This is a genomic window from Bacillus sp. Bvel1 (genome assembly GCF_014872755.1).
Taxonomy (GTDB): domain Bacteria; phylum Bacillota; class Bacilli; order Bacillales; family Bacillaceae; genus Bacillus; species Bacillus velezensis.
The window spans coordinates 1-19105 of the sequence record NZ_JAAOBZ010000004.1; the positions used below are offsets into that span (position 1 = coordinate 1).

15 protein-coding genes and 1 rRNA gene are annotated in these 19105 nt (G+C 47.1%); 6 read left to right on the top strand and 10 right to left on the bottom strand.

The features are described 5' to 3' along the window. Positions 1 to 87, top strand: a 5S ribosomal RNA gene (gene rrf, locus HAP68_RS00810); the annotation flags it as partial. 95 nt (positions 88 to 182) lie between these two features. Here the strand turns inward: rrf and HAP68_RS00815 are convergent. Continuing rightward, positions 183 to 1394, bottom strand: coding sequence for an MFS transporter (locus tag HAP68_RS00815; protein ID WP_003156787.1), 1212 nt, complete (start codon positions 1392 to 1394; stop codon positions 183 to 185). Between the two features lie 228 nt (positions 1395 to 1622). Here HAP68_RS00815 and HAP68_RS00820 point away from each other — a divergent pair, with 228 nt between their 5' ends. From HAP68_RS00820 to HAP68_RS00840, 5 genes are all read left to right on the top strand, one after another. After that, positions 1623 to 2891: an aspartate aminotransferase family protein gene (locus HAP68_RS00820; protein ID WP_015388774.1), complete on the top strand. Its 1269-nt coding sequence runs from the start codon at positions 1623 to 1625 to the stop codon at positions 2889 to 2891. Next, positions 2888 to 3838, top strand: coding sequence for an inositol monophosphatase family protein (locus HAP68_RS00825; protein WP_015388773.1), 951 nt, complete (start codon positions 2888 to 2890; stop codon positions 3836 to 3838). The genes HAP68_RS00820 and HAP68_RS00825 overlap by 4 nt, the downstream gene beginning before the upstream one ends. Next, positions 3813 to 4859, top strand: coding sequence for a zinc-dependent alcohol dehydrogenase (locus tag HAP68_RS00830; RefSeq protein ID WP_003156784.1), 1047 nt, complete (start codon positions 3813 to 3815; stop codon positions 4857 to 4859). Before HAP68_RS00825 ends, HAP68_RS00830 begins: the two co-directional genes overlap by 26 nt. Before the next feature lie 228 nt (positions 4860 to 5087). Further along, positions 5088 to 6521: a SulP family inorganic anion transporter gene (locus HAP68_RS00835; RefSeq protein ID WP_024084805.1), complete on the top strand. Its 1434-nt coding sequence runs from the start codon at positions 5088 to 5090 to the stop codon at positions 6519 to 6521. 150 nt (positions 6522 to 6671) lie between these two features. After that, positions 6672 to 7613, top strand: coding sequence for a bile acid:sodium symporter family protein (locus HAP68_RS00840; protein WP_088005472.1), 942 nt, complete (start codon positions 6672 to 6674; stop codon positions 7611 to 7613). Here HAP68_RS00840 and HAP68_RS00845 read toward each other — a convergent pair. The 9 genes from HAP68_RS00845 to HAP68_RS00885 form a co-directional block, all read right to left on the bottom strand. Then, positions 7602 to 8354, bottom strand: coding sequence for an alpha/beta hydrolase (locus tag HAP68_RS00845; RefSeq protein ID WP_024084806.1), 753 nt, complete (start codon positions 8352 to 8354; stop codon positions 7602 to 7604). The genes HAP68_RS00840 and HAP68_RS00845 overlap by 12 nt on opposite strands. Further along, positions 8351 to 9304, bottom strand: a complete 954-nt coding sequence (gene feuC / locus HAP68_RS00850) for an iron ABC transporter permease FeuC (protein ID WP_228841463.1) — start codon at positions 9302 to 9304, stop codon at positions 8351 to 8353. The genes HAP68_RS00845 and feuC overlap by 4 nt, the downstream gene beginning before the upstream one ends. A gap of 58 nt (positions 9305 to 9362) precedes the next feature. Further along, a complete protein-coding gene (locus HAP68_RS00855; RefSeq protein ID WP_003156779.1) occupies positions 9363 to 10370 on the bottom strand; it encodes a FecCD family ABC transporter permease in 1008 nt (335 codons plus the stop codon). A 19-nt stretch (positions 10371 to 10389) separates the two neighbouring features. After that, positions 10390 to 11346, bottom strand: a complete 957-nt coding sequence (locus tag HAP68_RS00860) for an ABC transporter substrate-binding protein (RefSeq protein WP_024084808.1) — start codon at positions 11344 to 11346, stop codon at positions 10390 to 10392. An 87-nt stretch (positions 11347 to 11433) separates the two neighbouring features. Further along, the gene (btr, locus tag HAP68_RS00865) at positions 11434 to 13029 is read right to left on the bottom strand and encodes a bacillibactin transport transcriptional regulator Btr (RefSeq protein ID WP_024084809.1); all 1596 of its coding nucleotides are present in this window, start codon (positions 13027 to 13029) and stop codon (positions 11434 to 11436) included. A gap of 137 nt (positions 13030 to 13166) precedes the next feature. After that, on the bottom strand, positions 13167 to 14411 hold the full coding sequence (locus HAP68_RS00870) for an exo-beta-N-acetylmuramidase NamZ family protein (RefSeq protein WP_024084810.1): 1245 nt from the start codon (positions 14409 to 14411) through the stop codon (positions 13167 to 13169). A 15-nt stretch (positions 14412 to 14426) separates the two neighbouring features. Continuing rightward, a complete protein-coding gene (locus HAP68_RS00875) occupies positions 14427 to 16340 on the bottom strand; it encodes a glycoside hydrolase family 3 protein (RefSeq protein WP_024084811.1) in 1914 nt (637 codons plus the stop codon). A 46-nt stretch (positions 16341 to 16386) separates the two neighbouring features. Beyond that, a complete protein-coding gene (gene pbp4b / locus HAP68_RS00880; protein ID WP_024084812.1) occupies positions 16387 to 17670 on the bottom strand; it encodes a penicillin binding protein PBP4B in 1284 nt (427 codons plus the stop codon). Positions 17671 to 17688: 18 nt separating this feature from the next. Continuing rightward, positions 17689 to 19056 carry a PTS transporter subunit EIIC gene (locus HAP68_RS00885; RefSeq protein WP_024084813.1) on the bottom strand — a complete coding sequence of 456 codons (1368 nt, stop codon included), beginning with the start codon at positions 19054 to 19056 and terminating at the stop codon, positions 17689 to 17691. Between the last annotated feature and the right edge of the window lie 49 nt (positions 19057 to 19105).

The window sequence follows — 19105 nt, forward strand, 5'->3', positions numbered from 1 at the left end:
CGTTCCCATGCCGAACACGGAAGTTAAGCTCTTCAGCGCCGATGGTAGTCGGGGGTTTCCCCCTGTGAGAGTAGGACGCCGCCAAGCTGTCTTAAACCAGTTCATGATGAACTGGTTTTTTTATTTGAAAGATCACATAGATATATAAAGCTAATGCCTTTCAAAGGCATTAGCTTTTTTGTTTACATTGATTTTGCTTTGCTGTTGTGATTTTGAAGATTGTTTGATTTTATTGTCTCGAGTATTCTTAAACTGAACACAATCAGCAGCATAAGGAGCATCAGTGCAGTAAACAGCCAGAACGCAGTTTGTGCGGGATATTCATCTAAGCTCCAGCCGACGGCGATCGGAAGGAGTGAACCTCCTAATCCGTTTGAAGCGAGCAGAATACTGGTAGTCGTTTCTGTCTTTCCGGGATAAAAATGATTCGTGATGATTAGGGCTATTGCAAACATGCCTGCCATGAACAGCCCTAAAAAGAAGCAAAGGGCAAAACCGAACCATACGTTTTTACTTAGTGCCAATACGGTAAGTGCTGCCAGACCGCCAATGCTTATGAGACGAAGATAACGGTGATATGTCAGCTTTTCTGATACCGGGCCTGTTAATAACCTTCCGATGATCATCCCCGTCCAATACACTGTAACTGTTATCGTTGCCAAAGAGTTGGGGATATCCCATTTCTCAGAGAAAATGGAGGGGATAAAATGTACAATTGAAACTTCACTGCCTCCGTAAAAGAAGAAGTAAGCCCCCGCCAAGGCAATAAACAGCAATCCGTGTGACCGATAACCGGTGCTTTCTTTTTTAGTGTCATCGGAAGAGACCTCTTTTCGGATGAGAAGCTGATCAATACTGCCGAAACTCATCTGCTTCCATGCGATTAAAAGTGCAAAACTGGATAACCCTAATACTAAAAAAGCAATTGTCCACATGTGGTTGTTGATAAGAAAGCCTGAGAGCAGAGGCATGAAAAGCGCACCTAATCCGTAGGCCACTTCCATCTTGCTCATGGCCACAGCCTGTCTTTCTTTAATAGCGGTGAGGATAATCGTGCCTACACAGGATTCCACCAATCCGGCGCCAAGCCCCGCGATGCTGACGAGAAGAAAGAGCAGCGGCCAGGGCGGCAGGAAGGTGATGAACATTTCACAGCTGATGAGTGCCAGGCCAAAGATAACGACGTTTTTGCGCCCAAGCTTTTTCACCATGTATGGCATGCCAATAACACCGATGAGAAAGCCCATGAACTGAGAGAATACCAATACTCCGCCATTACTGTAGCTTTGTGAATAATGTGTGAGTAACTCAGGCAGTACGGCTCCCAGAATAACAAGTGTAAAAGCAATCGATCCATAAGAAAAACAGCTTATCCACAGCAGACGAGATTTCATCATTTTATCTCCTTATTCGTAAAATAATATTTCTCTCTACTCGTATGACATGACGTTTTTACAAAAAATCCAAGTATTGTTACTATATCACATAACTTTTTCTCGTACATCCCTTATGGTAGCGTTAACAAATTGTTAACATTTTTTACAAGAAAGATCGTTGACATTATTTTCAATAATTAATACGATAAAAAGCGAAATTCTAATAATTTCATAGGGGTGGTATTTGTGGGAACGAAGGAAATCACGAATCCAGACAGCTTGTATTACAGTGTTGACGATGTAGTAATGGAGCGCGGAGAAGGGATTTACCTGTACGATCAAGAGGGGAATGAGTACATTGATTGCGCTTCTGCCACATTTAACTTGAATTTAGGATACGGTAACAAAGAAGTCATTGATACGGTTAAAGAACAAGCCGATAAGCTGATCCATGTGACATCATCTTTTCAAACAGACGCCGTAAATAAACTGGCAGAAAAACTAGTAGAAATCGCCCCCGATAATCTCACAAAAGTACACCCTAAAGTCAGCAGCGGTTCCGGTGCAAATGAAGGAGCTATTAAAATGGCTCAGTATTACTCCGGAAAAACCGATGTCATCTCCTTATTTCGAAGCCACCTCGGACAAACGTATATGACTTCCGCTTTGTCCGGCAACTCATTCAGAAAAGAACCTTTCCCGCCGCAAATTTCTTTTGGCCTTCAAGTCCCCGATCCGTATTGCAGCCGCTGTTTTTATAATCAGAAACCTGATTCATGCGGTATGCTGTGCGTAGAAAGAATTAATGATTTTATTGAGTATGCGAGTAATGGAAAAATTGCCGCCATGATTATTGAACCGATATCCGGAAACGGTGGAAACGTCGTTCCGCCTAAAGAGTATTTTAAACAGCTGAGACAGCTTTGTGATGAACACGATATCGCCCTGATTTTTGATGAAATTCAGACCGGGTTCGGACGGACGGGCAAAATGTTTGCCGCGGACCACTTCGATGTGAAACCTAATATGATGACGGTAGCAAAAGGGCTCGGGGGCACAGGCTTCCAAGTCGCCGCCACTCTGACGGAGGACAAGTATACCGGGCTTCCGGGGTATACGCACTCCTTCACGTACGGCTCAAATGTGATGGCCGCCGCTGCCGCGTGTAAAACCATAGATATCATGCAGCGTCCGGGATTTTTGGAAAATGTAACGACGGTCGGTCATTATATTATGGATCGCTTAGAAACGATGAAAGAGGATTTCGCTTTTATTTCTGAGGTAAGAGGCGTCGGTCTTATGATCGGTGTGGAGATTGTAAAAGAGAACAATGAACCGGATGTGGAGCTGACCAATTATATTGCAAAACGGGCAATGGATTACGGGCTGATTCTCCGGACATCCCGTTACGGGTTCGGAAATGTATTTAAAATCCGTCCGCCTTTAACCATTACACTTAGTGAAGCCGAAGTGCTCTGCTACAGACTTCGCAAGCTATTGGAGGAAATCAAGTGAGAGACTATATCATCGGGCTTGGACAATTTGTTTATCATAAGGTGAAAAGTCAAAAAGGCACGCTGAAAAACCGGCTCGTAAACGGCTATTCTCCGGGAGGCGACGCCCAATTTAACATAGACGCCGCTGCTGAGGAGGCGGTGCTGGATTATATTCAAGATAAGGGCCATCCGGTTGCTTTTTACACGGAGGATGGCGGCCTGAAGCTGATTGGAGAAGATCCGCAATATATTTTAATTGTAGATCCGATAGACGGAACGCGTCCGGCCGCCGCGGGGCTTGAAATGTCGTGTATTTCGATTGCGCTTGCTTCATATAAGCCAAACGCAAAGATTAAGGATATCGAATTTGCTTTTTTGCTTGAATTGAAATCGGGCGCTTACATGTACGGTGATATTTACAGCGATGCCATTCAGTTTGAGGGGTATCAGGGAGAATTACCGAATTTGAGCGGAGTGCGGGATATTAAAAATATGTTTTGGAGCCTTGAATTTAACGGGCATCCGGCACAGCTGATGACGGATGCATACGGTCATCTGATTGACCGGTCAGCCAATAATGGCGGGGTTTTTGTTTTCAACAGCGCTTCTTATTCGATTTCACGAATTATCACGGGGCAGATGGATGCTTATGTGGATATCGGCAATCGTCTGCTGAAAGATGATCCGAAGCTGCTTTCAGATTTTCAGCAGGTCGGAAACGGAGAGGTGCTGCATTTGTTTCCTTATGATATTGCCGCAAGCGTCTTTTTGGCGAAGAAAGCGGGAGTGGTCATTACGGATGCATACGGCCGGTCTTTGGACGAAACGCTTCTGACAGATTTAAGTTATCAGAACCAGCAATCATGTATTGCGGCATCAACGAAGGAGCTTCATCAAACATTGTTAGACCAAATCCGCTGGGGCAGAAAGGAAGAGAAATATGAAGGCGTTGGTCTGGACTCCTAATGATAAGCTTGAATATCAAGAGGTGGACGAGCCTCAAATTCGGAAATCCAATGATGTGAAAGTGAAAATTTTCGGCACCGGTATCTGCGGAACGGATTTAAATGTGTTGAAAGGAAAAATGAATGCAACCCATCATATGATTATGGGGCATGAATCGGTGGGAGCGGTCGTGGAAATCGGACCGGACGTGACAAATGTAAAAGTCGGAGACCGCGTCGTGATTGATCCTACGCAGTTTTGCGGGAAATGTCATTATTGCCGGAGAGGGCTGACGTGTTATTGCGAAACCTTCGAGGATTGGCAGCTCGGAATCGGGGCGCACGGAACGTTTGCGGAATATTACGTCGGAGAAGACAGGTTCATGTACAGAATTCCGGATTCAATGGAATGGGAGCGGGCCACATTGGTTGAGCCTCTCTCCTGTGTGCTGAATGTTGTGGACAAAGCTTCGATTCAGCCGGAGGACTCGGTCTTGGTTTTGGGGTCGGGGCCAATCGGACTGCTTGTGCAAATGATGGTGAAAAAACTGGCGCGGTTGACGGTTGCGACTGAAATAGGCAGTTTCCGAAGCGAGGCGGCGAGCCGGATATCGGATTATGTCTACCACCCTGAAGCATTAACCGTGGATGAAGTGAAACGGATTAATCAAGGAAGAAAATTTGATGTAATTTTTGACGCGATCGGCAATCAGCTTGATTGGGCTTATCCTTTTATTGAAAAGGGAGGCAGAATCGTGCCGATGGGCTTTGATGATACGTATGAGATGACAGTCAGGCCGTACCAGCTGCTGTCAAACGGCGTAACGATTGTGGGCACAGGTGAAGCCCGTCAGATCATGGAGGCTGCGTTAGCATGCGCGTCCGACCTTCCGCAGCTCTATGATTTTATTACGGAAAAGACGGAACTGAAGAATTATGAAGAAGCCATTGATCATCTCATGGGCATCGACCCGGTGACAAAAGAAAGAAAGGATATCAGCGCAATAAAAACGATTCTTGTGTCTGATCCGGAACTTTTATAAAAGCGGAAACGGCTCCAGTGAGAGCCGTTTTTTTTCTTATTTATGGTCTTGCACATTTCTTTAAAGTTTAATATGATACTCTTTGTTAACCATTCCTTTCCTCAACGACATTATACTCTGAGCGTGTCCCCTTTTTCCCCGTAAGCTTGCCTCATATTCCCCAGATAAAAATCAATGTTTCCAACTGATAAGGTGCGGATTTTTATAGTGAAAAGGAGTCGTTATCATTTGAAAGATTATACGTTACAGCAGCAATGGTTCGGGAATGTCCGTAAAGACATTCTGGCCGGTATTCTGGTTGCTCTCGCTCTGATCCCTGAGGCGATCGGATTTTCAATTATTGCAGGTGTTGATCCGATGGTCGGGCTTTATGCATCATTTTGTATCGCGATTATTATTTCTATCTTCGGCGGCAGACCGGGAATGATTTCAGCCGCTACGGGTTCAATGGCGGTTGTCATGGTGACATTGGTGGCTGATTACGGGCTGCAGTATTTGTTTGCGGCAACCATTTTGACAGGTATTATTCAATTTATTCTTGGTGTCAGTAAGATAGCGAAATTGATGAAATTTATTCCGCGTTCGGTCATGATCGGATTTGTGAATGCTTTGGCGATCTTGATTTTTTCTGCGCAGCTGCCGCAGTTCAAAGGAGCTTCATGGGTCATGTACGCCATGCTTGCCGGATCACTGGCTATCATATATCTTTTGCCGAAGGTTACGACGGCTGTGCCGTCTCCGCTGGTGGCGATTATTGTCATGACGATCATTGCGGTGGTCTTCCATGCGGATGTCCGCACGGTCGGTGATATGGGCGGGATTACAAGTTCACTTCCGCATTTCTTGATACCGGATGTTCCGTGGACGTTTGAGACATTGCGGATTATTTTCCCGTATTCACTGGCGCTTGCATTCGTCGGATTGCTTGAGTCATTGCTGACGGCCCAGATCATTGACGAAATGACGGATACGGATAGTGATAAGAACAAAGAAAGCCGCGGACAAGGCATCGCCAATATTGTGAACGGGTTTTTCGGAGGCATGGCCGGATGCGCCATGATCGGCCAGTCTGTCATTAATACGAAAGCCGGCGGTCGCGGCCGGTTGTCGGCTTTTACGGCCGGAGCGTTTTTAATGTTTTTAATTGCCGTATTAAGCGGTATCGTCGTGAAAATTCCGATGGCTGCGCTTGTGGCCGTGATGGTTATGGTGTCCATCGGCACGTTCGACTGGTCATCGATTAAAGGTTTGCGGAAAGCGCCCCTTACTGATTCGATCGTTATGGTGATTACCGTCGTGACGGTCGTTCTGACAAATGATTTATCGAAGGGTGTTTTCGCGGGTGTGCTGCTAAGCGCGATCTTTTTTACGGCGAAAATTTCTAAGCTGAAGATTGTGTCACATTCCGAACAGAAAGATGTCAGAACTTATAAGGTAACGGGACAGATCTTTTTTGCTTCCGTGTCTGAACTGATGAATGCCATCGTTTATGATGAAGACGTGAAACGGATTATCATCGATTTGACTGATGCCCACGTGTGGGATGATTCTGGAGCGGCTGCTCTTGAGAAGATTGTCGCCAAATGTAAAGAATACGGAATTGAGGCTGAATTAAAGGGATTAAATCAGAAAAGCCGAGATTTAATGAAACAAATGGCATAGAATTTGTGAAGTCCGGATGAATATATCCGGGCTTTTTTTCGGTTAAATTTGCCGGTGTGCATTGTTATAATGAATGAGACTTGAAAACCGTATATAGGAGACTTGCATATGATGTGGCTTCAGAAGTTGAACCAAGTGTTGGGGAGAATCATGCCGCTTTTGACTCCGTCTAGTGTGGCGGCGGGTGTGCTGTTATCTCAGCATATCAGCTGGATGGCCGGCGCTGTGCCGTGGATATTTGCATTTATTACATTTACGGGCAGTCTGAGTGCCAATTTTCAATCGCTGAAGCGCAGTATCGAGAAGCCGCTCCCGATGATCATGGCATTGTTTGTTCTGCATATTTTCATGCCTGTTTTTGCATGGGGAAGCGGCCATCTGATTTTCAGCGGTGACCCTTTAACTGTGACGGGGCTGATTATGGGTGTGGTGATTCCGACCGGAATTACGAGTTTGATTTGGGCTGCGATGTATAAGGGAAATGTCGGATTGACGCTGTCTATTATCCTGGTTGATACCGTACTTTCTCCTTTTATCGTACCATTAAGCCTGTCTGTCCTGGCCGGGGCGAATGTTCAGATGGATGTGTGGGGAATGATGAAAGGGCTGGCGGAGATGGTGGTGATTCCGTCCATCGCAGGGATGATGGTCAACCAGTTTTCCCCGCCGGTAAGGACTCAGGCGATAAGCCGGTCACTGTCTCCTTTTTCAAAAATCTGTCTGATGATTGTCATTGCCATTAACAGTTCGGAAATCGCGCCGTATGTCACGCACGTGGATATCAAATTTGCGGGCATCGCAGGCACGGTATTTTTTATTGCCATGACGGGTTATGCCGTGGCTTGGCTGATCGGAAGACTGATGAAGCGGAGCCAGGATGAAATCGTGTCTCTGATTTATACGGGGGGCATGCGCAATATCAGCGCCGGAGCCGTTCTCGCCGTGTCTTTCTTTCCGTCTCAAGTGGCGGTTCCGGTCGTCATCGGGATGCTCTTTCAGCAAATCCTTGCCGCTTTGTTCGGCTATTTGCTGAGACGCTTTGAGCTTAAGCCGGTCGTGATCAAGTATGAAAAAAACCGCTCAGTCACGTGAGCGGTTTTTTCCGTACAGCCAGCTTAGTGCTGAATTAAATTGTCGTTTGAACGCTTCTTGATGGTGCACGGCGCCCTCTTCGATCGTGAATGAGAGCTGAGATTGAGAAAAGCCTTTTTGCCTCAGGCTTTTGTACACGTCTTTATTTTGTCCGATCATGGTGTTTTGGATGTTACATTTTTGCTCTGCTTCACGGCTGCCGACAGACATAAAGATACGCTGCCGTGCCGGCCGCAAAGGTGCGGAGCGGACATAATCTGCTGATTTTTCATACCAGAAGGAACCGGAAATACAGCCGATTCTGCCGAATATTTCAGGCTTTTGCAGCATCGCGTATATCGAAAACAGTCCGCCTAATGACGCACCGATCAGTCCTCTCGTTTCCGGATGCGCAGAAATGTGATGCGTATCTTCAACAGTGGGAATAATGACATTTGTCAGCTCCTCGAGAAAGAGCCTCCCTTTGCCGCCGAAATCATGAAACGCAGGGCTCAGGGAAGGCGCGGGCCACGGTGTGTACTCATCGAGTCTGTCAGCCGGTTTGATGCCGATGAAAATCAATTCGGGAAGTGTTCCGTTCGTAAATTGGGATTCAAGCTTATCTATCTGTTCTAAAAACAAAGAACCCCCGTCAAGTACGTACACACAGGGTAAAGCCCCTGTTTGAACCGAATAGGAAGGAGGAAGATACACAGTGCATTCCCTTCCGTTTATCGGGTGTTCTGTAAGGGTGCCTCTCATGCGTCCATCCCCTTTTTTTGCTTAAACAGAAGAAAAAAGAAATAAGGAACGCCGAGAATTGCAAGGATAATTCCCGCCGGCACTTCTGAAGGCTGAAAGAACAATTTGCCCGCAAAGTCGGCGGATATGACGAGGAGCATACCGACCAGTCCGCTGACCGGTAATGAGTATCTGTGCTCAATCCCGGCGAGCCTGCGGGAAATATGGGGCGCGATCAGTCCGACAAATGCCATGCTGCCCGCTGCGGTTACACATGCGCTGATCAAAGCGATGCAGGCAATGAGCAAAATGGTTTTTTCTTTATTGGTTGAAACACCGAGGCTTTTCACCGTGTCCTCATCGAAACGAATGGTATCAAGCAATGACGTTTTCGCCATAAGAAGAGGAATGAACAAGATCAGCCACGGAAGGATTGCCGTAATGGTCATCCAGTTTGCCGACCAGATGCTGCCGTTTTTCCAAACCATCGCCATCTCATAATCCTGCGGGTCCATTTTTAATGATAGAAATAAAGACAGCGCACTGAATCCGGAATTCATGGCGATCCCGACGAGAATAATTCTGCCCGATTCCAGATGCCCCCGGTGCCAGGCGAAAATATAGATCAGCACGGCCGCCATCAGTCCTCCGATGAGGCCGAAGACAGGCATACCCATCGCAGAGGCAAGTGCCGTCGCTTCAGATTGTCCCTGAAACAGAAGCATAAACGTGACGATTCCCGCTCCGGCTCCTGCATTAATGCCCAAAATACCGGGATCGGCAAGACCGTTTTTGGTAATGGCCTGAATAACGGCTCCGGCTATCCCCAATCCGAGTCCGATGGCAGCAGCCATGACTATGCGCGGCAGCCTCAGCTGAAACAGCAAAATGTCATATTGCGGATTCGGATGGATGCGGAAAAGCGTACTGAGCAGTTCACCCGGCTTTGCGGAAAAAGAACCGCTTGTCATGCTGAAATAACTTACGAGCAATATGAGAGCAATCAGAATGATATAAATTCCTGCCGTTTTACGCACCACGCTGATCCCCTCCTTTTCTTTTAATCAAATAAAGAAAGAAAGGAACACCGATGATAGAAGTGACAACTTCAATAGGCGTTTCAAACGGATAATTGATGAATCGGCTCGCAAGGTCGCAAAGGGTCAGAAAGACGCCGCCGATAATGCACGCGCATGGGATCAGCCTGCTGTAGTCCGATCCGACGAGAAAACGTGTGATGTGCGGAACGACTAAACCGACAAAGGCAATTTTTCCGGCGAGCGCCACCGAGCTTCCGGTCAATATGACAACAGCCGCCATCGCCATGAGTTTGATGGTTCTTTTCTGCTGTCCCAGACTTTTTGAAATGTCGTCTCCTAATGATACGGCAGTGACCTTTTTGCTGAGAATCATGGCCGTAATGATTCCGATCGCAAAAAACGGGACGGCCAGTTTCAAAAAATCAGGGTTCATTTGATGCAGTCTCGCACTGTACCAAAAACTGAGATCCTGCGAAATTTGAAAATAAATCGAAAGCGCAGCCGACAGACTGCTGAGAAGCATACTGGTCACCGTTCCGATAATGGCAAGCTGCACCGGGGTAAAACCGCCGGGAAGAATGGAGGCCAGCCCGAAAACAAGAGCGGCGCCGAATGCGGAACCGATAAACGAGTAGATGATCATTTCAATGGATGTCGATTGAGGGAGCAATACCATGCAAAGGGTGATGATAAAAGCGGAGCCGTCCGACACACCCATGATCGAAGGCGAGGCCAGATAGTTCCGTGTGATTCCCTGCATGAGCGCTCCGGAAACAGCAAGGGCGGCGCCGATAAACATAGCGCCGGCAGCCCTCGGGATTCTTGAATGCCATATGATCTGATGGTCGGTATTCTCCGGATTAAAGTGCAGCAATGCGGAGAACACGGTATGGATGTCAAGCTGCTTTGCGCCGTATAAAACGGAAAGGAGCAGTGACAGAACAATGGCAATCGGTGAAGCAATGATAATAATGTGTGTCCGCCGTTTTGCATACATGTGAAAAACCTACTCTTTATTAGTCTTGAGTCAATTTGTCAGCCGCAACCTGTAAGAAGCTGATTTTACTCCACGCGGTTCCGCCTTGGGCTAATGGATCAATCGTATTGACGTATACATGGTCTTTTTTGACTGCCTTCAGGCTCTTCCAGATCGGATTTTTCTCTAAGTCTTTCAAAGCGTCAGGCTTATCTGCGTTTTCGTCATCAGAAAATTGTACGAAGATATGGTCAGGGTTCATTTCGCTTAATTTTTCAAGAGAAATCAGTTCCTGCGCTTTCGCCGCTTTGACTTCGTCCGGCGCCTTCAGGCCTAAATCACTGTAAAGCGTGGAGTTGAAATAAACTTGTTCAGGATAAATATAAATATTGCCTTGTCTGATTCTGATGACCAGTGCGTTTGACTGTTTCGCTTTGCTGTTGATCTTTGTTTTTGTCTTTTTCAGGTCCTGTTCGTAATCTGCGATGATTTTTTTCGCTTTTTTCTCTTTATCTGTAAGCTGGGCGAGCAGCATCATGTTTTCTTTCCAGTTTGATGAGATATGAGAGACAGGGATCGTTTCAGCGGTGCCGCTCAATTTTTTCAAGGTTTTTTCCGGGAATTTGGTTGATGCCAGAATGACGTCCGGCTGCAGCTCAAGAATTTTTTCCATATTCGGCTGCATTTTTTCTCCCGTTGATACGGATTTATCTGTAATATCTTTAAACAGTTCCGGGAATTTGCCGGAGAAAGAAATTGCTCCTGCCGGATGAACGTCAAGCAATTTGGCGTCTTCCATTGATTCTACGCTGCCTGTAATGGCGATTTTGTCAGTCGGCGCTTTGACTTCATATGTTTTTCCGAGATATTCGATTTTCTTTTTATCTGAAGAAGCGTCCTTTCCCTTACTTGCTGTATCAGATGTTTCTGAGCTTCCGCAAGCCGCGGCCGTGAAAGCCAAAAGCAAAATCATGAAAGCGAATGCCAATTTCTTCATCTATTGTTCCTCCTGTTCAATTGATAACTATTATCAATTGGAATTATAGAGAATGAATAGGGATAAGACCATGGATAATTTTCGGCATTACCATGGACGATCTTCGGATAAAATGGAAATGCTTTGCTCGATCATCCGCTGATGTCCGCTTGGAGAATATTCAATCCACGGGTCAGATGAAATGGGAAACACGCGTTTATTGCTGACGGCACTAAGGTTCTGCCATATCCCGGACTGCTGAATCCGCTGAAAATAGCGAAGCGTTTCCGGTTCTTTACAAGTGAAAAGCATGATGCAGTCAGCCTGGCAATCCGCCAGCATTTCCAAGGAAATCTTTTCGTCAGGAGCAAAAGATTCCGGTTTTGCGGAGGCAAAGTCCAAATCACCGAAGAAGACTTCCTCAATACTGTTGTTATGGGCGATGTACATATTTTCTTTATATACACGGACAAATAAGAACCGCTGGTGCCGCACATGTTTAAGAGCATCTTTCGCTGTATGGGTGAGACTTTGATAAGTTTTAAGCCAGTGCCGCGCTTCCTGCTCTTCATTCAGATATGCGGCTGTGCGAAGAAACTGGTCTCTCCAATTCTCTTGAGCCGGAAGATAAAAAACTTCAGTGATGTCATTCAGGCGCTGTTTTTCTTCTTCACTGACAGAATCGAGACTGAAAATGATGTCCGGGGCAGCTTGAGACAGCGTATGCAGGTTGTCTTCCCAATTTGCATTATAGCGGTAAGCGCTCAGGTGAACCGGAATATCGGAAGAGAATTGTTTGTAATAATAGGCCGTCCATTTCGGGTGCAGCGCCGCAGCGTAAGGCACGTGATGCAGGGGAATCAGATGCCCCATCGTTTCTTTTCCGTACGCGGCCATTTTTGTGCGCCTTTTTTTCATGTAGCTTGTAGGTGAGCTGCCGGTATGTTTTTTAAAGATGCGGCTGAAATAAAATTCGTCCTGGTAGCCGATTTGATGAGCGATTTCCCGCAGTTTGCAGCTTGCCTTGGCCATCAGTTTTTTCGCATTGGTTATGCGGATGTCTGTGATATATTCAGTTACGCTCTGCCCGTATAGTTTTTTAAAGGTTTCACTGTAATGCTTGGGACTGATTCCCGCCATATGAGCGAGCTGGGTGAGCGTGATTTTTGTGTCGGACTGAGCATGTATGAATTGTTTTGTCTGTTCGATCGCCGCTTTCGTATTATTTTGATGGCATACTTTTGCGGCATAAAGGTCGTACATCAGCTGCTGAAAGTCGGCTGTATATTTCATTTTCTGCAATCCATCCGCCGATCGCACGTTTTCAGAAAGTGATTGAAGCCGGCTTGTCAAATGATCAACCGTTTGTAAATTCATTTGCTGAAGTCCGTGGAAGATGTCTTCCCCGTTATCCGGAAGCATCGCTTCATCATCTGAGGAATAGGAGAAAACACGGAGTCTGACGATATACAAATGGATGCCGCCTGACGATATAGGGGCAATATTGAATGTCTCATCACAAGGACAGATGTAGAGCGTTTCCTTCTGCAGCGGAAAGCTGTCTGTGCCGATATCAATTTGTCCCTCGCCGTTCACATGAAAGATCAATACGGGGGAATCAGTGAGCTGATGCTCTGACAGAAGGTCGGCTGTTTTTTTCACGGAGATGATATCAATGGGCTGAAAGAATAATGTGTTTTTCATGAGAAACCACCTTTTAGGAAACATTCATTTAAATGATAACAGTTATCAATTAAATTGTACCAAATAAATGAATGTTTTCCTATAAAAAACGGAAATGTGAAATGCGACAAAATGTTACACGTGTAACACGAATGTTGTCAGTATATGAGGTATTGTTTTCTTAGAGTTTTGAATTGGTCCAGCCGGCGTTGATATGTGCCGGTGATGTCTTCAATGGAAGCGCCTTTTTCTATTTTTTTGCGTACCCAGCCGTTACCGATCAGCTTGTCAAAAGAGCCTGTCGGCAAGAATGAAAAGTCATTCGGATATAAGTCATGCATGGTTTTCAGAATGGAGAGCCCTGTTTTTGCCGCTTCAAATGTGTTTCTGTTTGTTACGTAGACTTGTACGCCGTGGCACAGCTTGCCCTGGTGCTTGGAGAAGCTGGGGATGAATGAAGCGGCTCTGAAGGTGACGCCCGGAAGCTTGAGACTGTTCAGGCGTTCTTCGAGCTCGGTGCTTTTCATATAAGGCGCGCCGATAAGTTCAAACGGCTTTGTCGTGCCCCTTCCTTCGGACACGTTTGTGCCTTCGATTAGTCCTGTTGCCGAATATGCGAATATGCTGTCCGGGGTCGGGATATTAGGCGAAGGGAGGACGAACGGCAGACCGGTATCTTCAATCGTCATCGTCCGCTTCCAGCGCTTCATTTTTACGACGGTGAGGTCGGCGCCAATATGAAACTCTTTATTGAATAAAAGAGCAAGCTCACCGATCGTCATGCCGTGCTTCAGCGGGATCGGATACAGTCCGACAAATGAAGCGTAATCCGGTTCAAGAACCGGGCCGTCCGGATTTCGTCCGCCTTGCGGATTCGGCCGGTCCAAGACATAAAAAGGAATGCCTTTTTCTTTGGCCGCTTCCATGACATAGGCCATTGTATAAATGTAGGTGTAGTACCGGGTTCCGACATCCTGAATATCGAAAATCAGCACATCTGTATCTTTCAGCATGTCAGGCGTCGGTTTCCTCGTCTCCCCGTATAGGCTGTAGACGGGAAGCCCTGTTTTTTCGTCTATATAGGATGTGACTTTGTCTCCGGCCTGAGCATCGCCGCGGACACCGTGCTCCGGTCCGAATAATGCCGTCAGGCGGATGTCTGGCGCCTCATACAGCACGTCAACGCTGCTTTTCAATGATGCGTTCACACCGGTCGGGTTGGTGATCAGCCCGACCCTTTTTCCCTTCAGTTCCTGTTTATAATCTTTCAGCAGGCGGTCGATGCCTGTTTGGATGCTTGGTTTCTTGGCGGTATGAAGGTTTCTGTCAGAAGCCGCCGAGACTGCCGTCATAGCACTGATGACGACAAGTCCGGCGAGAAGTGCAGCCGTATGTGTTTTCATAATCAGCCCTCCTGTTTAAAGCGGTTTTCCGGTCTTCAGATTGATACCGAAACCATAAGGATACAGTGTCGTTCCCGGATGCGTGACTGAAGGAATGTCAGCGGGCAGCCTGCCTTGCGGTGTTGTCTGTCCGAATATCGCTTCAATGCCTGCCGGAATGTTTGGCTGGAGGAATTGTCCGTCTGTATATCCTTTAAAGCCGTAGACTGCGATAAGGGCTTCAGCTTCTTCAAAATTCGCGGCGTCGTAAGGATTACGCAGGCTCATCAGCACAAAGGGTTTTTGGTTCGATTGTGCGGCTTTCATGACGGCCCGCGGAAATGCGGTCGTCCACTTGCCGGGATCTGTGACGGAATCGTCAATCACGCCGTCGTTTACGACAGGGTCATTTTTTACGACATAGGAGCCTGTAATCACGTAATCCGCGTCGGATACCAGCTTTTTGTGTTCATCATGAAATGTGCGCTCGGCGAAGTTCATTTTACTGATGGTTACCGGCCGGATTTTTTTCTTCTTGATGAGCTGCCGAATGGTTTGTTCCATTGCCGCTGTTTGATCTTCATAAGGAGCGGCAATGAGAACGCGGCTGTTCTTTTTCGGTTTGAATGGGAGCGTGCGGTTTTTGTTTTGTAAGACGGTGACGGATCTTTCCGCGATTTGTTTTTCAGCTTTCAGGTGATTTTTGCTGCCGACGGTTTTCTTTGCTTTTGCAATCTTCTTTTTCAGATTTGTCTCTTTCGGTGCGGGATATATCCCTCGTTTTATTTTCAGGGAAATGATGCGTTCCGCTGATTTGTTAATTTGCTGCAGCGGAATATCCCCTTTTTGTACCGCCTTTTTTAAAGCGGAATGAACCCGGGCAAAGCGGTTTTCCGTTTGCAGCGATGTCACTTGGGCCGGCATCAGGGCAATATCGACTCCTGCTTTTACTGCCATGACGACCGCCTCTTCCTGACCGAAATGATCGGCAATGGCTTTCATATTTAATGCATCCGTAACGATGACGCCGTTAAATCCCATTTCCTCACGGAGAAGATGAGTCATCACTTTTTTCGAGAGTGTGGCGGGTACGAGGATGTCTGAACCGTCCAGCTTGCTTTTATAGGTTGTATCGTCAAAAGCGGGAAATTGCACATGGGCTGTCATGATCATATCAGCTCCGGCCTGAATGGCCTGCCGGAACGGATAAAGTTCAATCTGACGCAGCCTTTCTTGATTGTGGGTGACAAGCGGAAGACCGTAGTGGCTGTCGACATCCGTGTCGCCGTGTCCCGGGAAATGCTTGACGGCGGCAGCGACATTCTGCTTTTGCTGAGCCTTCATTGAGGCAAGACCGAGTGAAGCTGTCAGATCACGGTCTGAACTGAACGACCTGACGCCGATGACAGGGTTTCCGGGATTATTATTGATATCGAGAACGGGAGCGAAATTCGTATTAATGCCCAGTGCTTTCAGTTCTTTCCCGATAATGGCGCCGGTCTGGGACGCGTAGGCTGTTTTTCTAGCAGCCCCGAGCGCCATATTGCCTGGGAAATGAGTGCCCTCACCAAGTCTAGTTACGATGCCGCCCTCCTGATCAATGCTTAATAATAGCGGAATGTCAGGGCTCGCCTTTTGAAAGGCATCTGTCAGGCGTACCGTTTGCTCAGTGTCTTTTACATTTTCTGCAAATAAGATAACCCCGCCGAACCGGTACTTTTGAATAAGCCCTGCGACTTCGTCATTCATTTGGGTAAGAGCTTCAGGTGATGACTGCCCCTTTTTTTGCCAATTTCGAAAATCAGGCATGAGCATCTGCCCTAATTTTTCATCTAATGTCATACGGGATACCGCTTGTTCCGCCTGTGACGGAATGTCCGGTTTTGTTGATGCATGATGCGTGCCGAATACAATGAACAACAGTAATACAGCTGAGATGAGAAGTTTCATGATGGTGCCCTCCTGCCGTCATAGTTTGGACAAAAGACATGGGTTGTCATTCAATGGCTTCATAAATCGCTTTTATGACGCTGCCGTAGCTTCCGGTCGGGAAAAGATCCCCTTCAAAAACATTCGGGTTTTCACCGGGGCTGACGACGGGGGAATGCTTTTTATTGGTCAAAAGTGCGATCCCCAGCTTATAAGCGGGATCAATAATCGTGATGGTGCCGGTCCATCCCGTATGGCCGTATGCCTGCCTGCTTGCATAAGGTCCGAACATCCACTCCATATCCGGGCTGCCGTTTTTCCGCCAGCCGAGAGCGAAAGTCGGATCAGAGGATGCCGCCGTTGTGAACAAATCGGCCGTTCTTTTATTGAAGAGAGAAACGTGTTTATAACTGCCTCCGTTCAGCATGACTTGAAGAAGGACGGCCATATCATCAGCTCTGGAAAACAGCCCGGCGTGACCGGACACCCCTCCCATTGAGTAAAATGCTTTTTCATCGTGAACTTCCCCCTGCAGCGTATACGTCCTGATGTGAGGGAAATGGATGACTCCGTCACGTGTGTTGCCTAAACGTTCAGTAGCTGCGAATGCTTTTTCTTTGAAACCTTTTTGCAGCGGATTGAACAGTGTGTGCGTCAGTTTCAGCGGTTTGTACAGTTCTTGTTCCGCATAGGTATCAAGGGTTTTTCCGGTTATATTTTCAATGATGCAGCCGAGAATCATGTAACCGATATCGCTGTATACGTGTTTTGTTCCCGGCTTGTATTCAAGCGGGATTTGGGTGAGAAAACGAATCGTTTTATCCCGTTCTTGTGAATATAAAGGGCCTGCGGTGTCCGGCTGATAGAAATAAAAGCTTGCCGGCAGACCGGATTGATGCTGGAGCACATCGATGACGCGTATGCGGTCTTTTTCTTGAATCGGATCGCTTTTTCTGTCTTTGAAATCAGGAAGGTAAGCCGAGACTTTTTGATACACATCAAGCTTTCCCTGGCTGACGAGTCGCTGTAGTGCAAAATTGGCCGCGTACATTTTTGTATTGGAAGCTAAATCAAACATGGTTGATGTTTTCATTTTTTTCGGACGGGATAAAAGGGTGTTCCCGTCATATTTTTTGCTGTAGCCGTATGCTTTCTTTTTGATCACCCGTCCGTCCTTTACGACGACGAGGACAGCTCCGGGGAATCCTGCTGCGATGTCTTTTTCAATCATTTGATCAACCTTTCTGAGCTTTGCTGCGTCGTATAATTTGGATTGGGCTTCGGCTTTGTGCTGCGGCAGAAAAGAGAGGCTGATGACCATTGTGAGTATGGCGGCTGTCAGTGTTTTCATATTCTGATCCCTCCCGGTTTATTCAAATTCAGCAGCCATGTCATCCTTAAATCCGAACGCATAAGTGAAGACAAAGCCCGCCGCGTAAGAGATGAAGAGACCGATGATATACATAACGATTTGAGCCGGCTGTACGAGAAACGAGAGCGGAAGGCCGGAGACACCGATTGAAAAAGTAGCTACTTGAAAATGGGCTTGAAAGGCGCCGCCGATTCCCGCCCCTAAACACGCCGTCAAAAACGGCCGGCCGAGCGGGAGCGTGACGCCGAAGATAAGCGGCTCCCCGATTCCGAGCAGACCGGATGGAAGTCCGCCGCCGATCGCTCTTTTTAATGAGGATTTTTTTGTTTTCATAAAGATGGCGAAGGCCGCGCCTACTTGACCCGCGCCTCCCATCGCGAGAATCGGAAGAAGCGGGTCATCTCCGATTGATCGGATTAATTCCAAATGTACGGGAGTCAAGCCCTGATGCAGGCCGGTGACGACAAGCGGCAGGAAGGCGGCTCCCAGTACAAACCCTGAGAGCACTCCCCCGACATTCAGCAGCGACAATAAACCTGATGTAATCAGATCAGAAATAAAACCGCCTGCGGGGATAAAAACGACATATGTCACCAGCCCGGTGATAAGTAAAGACAATGTAGGCGTGACGATAATGTCGATGGATTGATGGACGTACTTTCTGATAAACCGTTCGGTATAAGCGATAAAAACCGCAGCGAAAAGAACGCCGATTAATCCTCCCCTGCCAGGGAGCAGATTCTCTCCGAACAAACTGATATTGGCGATCTCAGGGTTAAGGATCAATATGCCCGCAAGGCCGCCCATCGCGGGTGTCCCGCCGAATTCCTTCGCCGCATTGATGCCGACAAGGACGCCGAGGTAAGCGAACAAGCTTGAACCGATAACCGTTAAAATAAGTGCGATTTGGGATTCTTTCGGGAGCCAGCCGGCCTGAATGACGGCTTTCGTAATACCGGTGATTAAACCTGATGCAATGAGTGCGGGAATAAGGGGAATGAAGATGCTTGATATTTTTCTCAGAAACAATTTGATGGGTGTGGTGTTTTTTCTGTTGAGATCGGCTTTTTTCCGTGAGGCGGCTTCTTTTAAATCAATGTTTTTTCCGGATGGCATAAGTTTTGCGAAAGCGTCGGCGACATGATTGACGACACCCGTGCCGAGAATGATCTGCAGTGTTTCGGCTTCGACGACGCCTATTACCCCGTCAAGCCGTTTCAGCGCCTCAATATCCGTTTTGTCCCGATCTAAAGGTGTAATCCTCAGGCGTGTCATACAGTGGGTAAAGCCTGAAATATTCGATGAACCGCCGCAATTGTCCAGGATATCTTTGGCCAGTGACTGATAAAATGCCTCTTTGCTCATGGAGATCCTCCTTTTTCTGTACGATTTTTCCCGGGGAGCTATGCCTGAA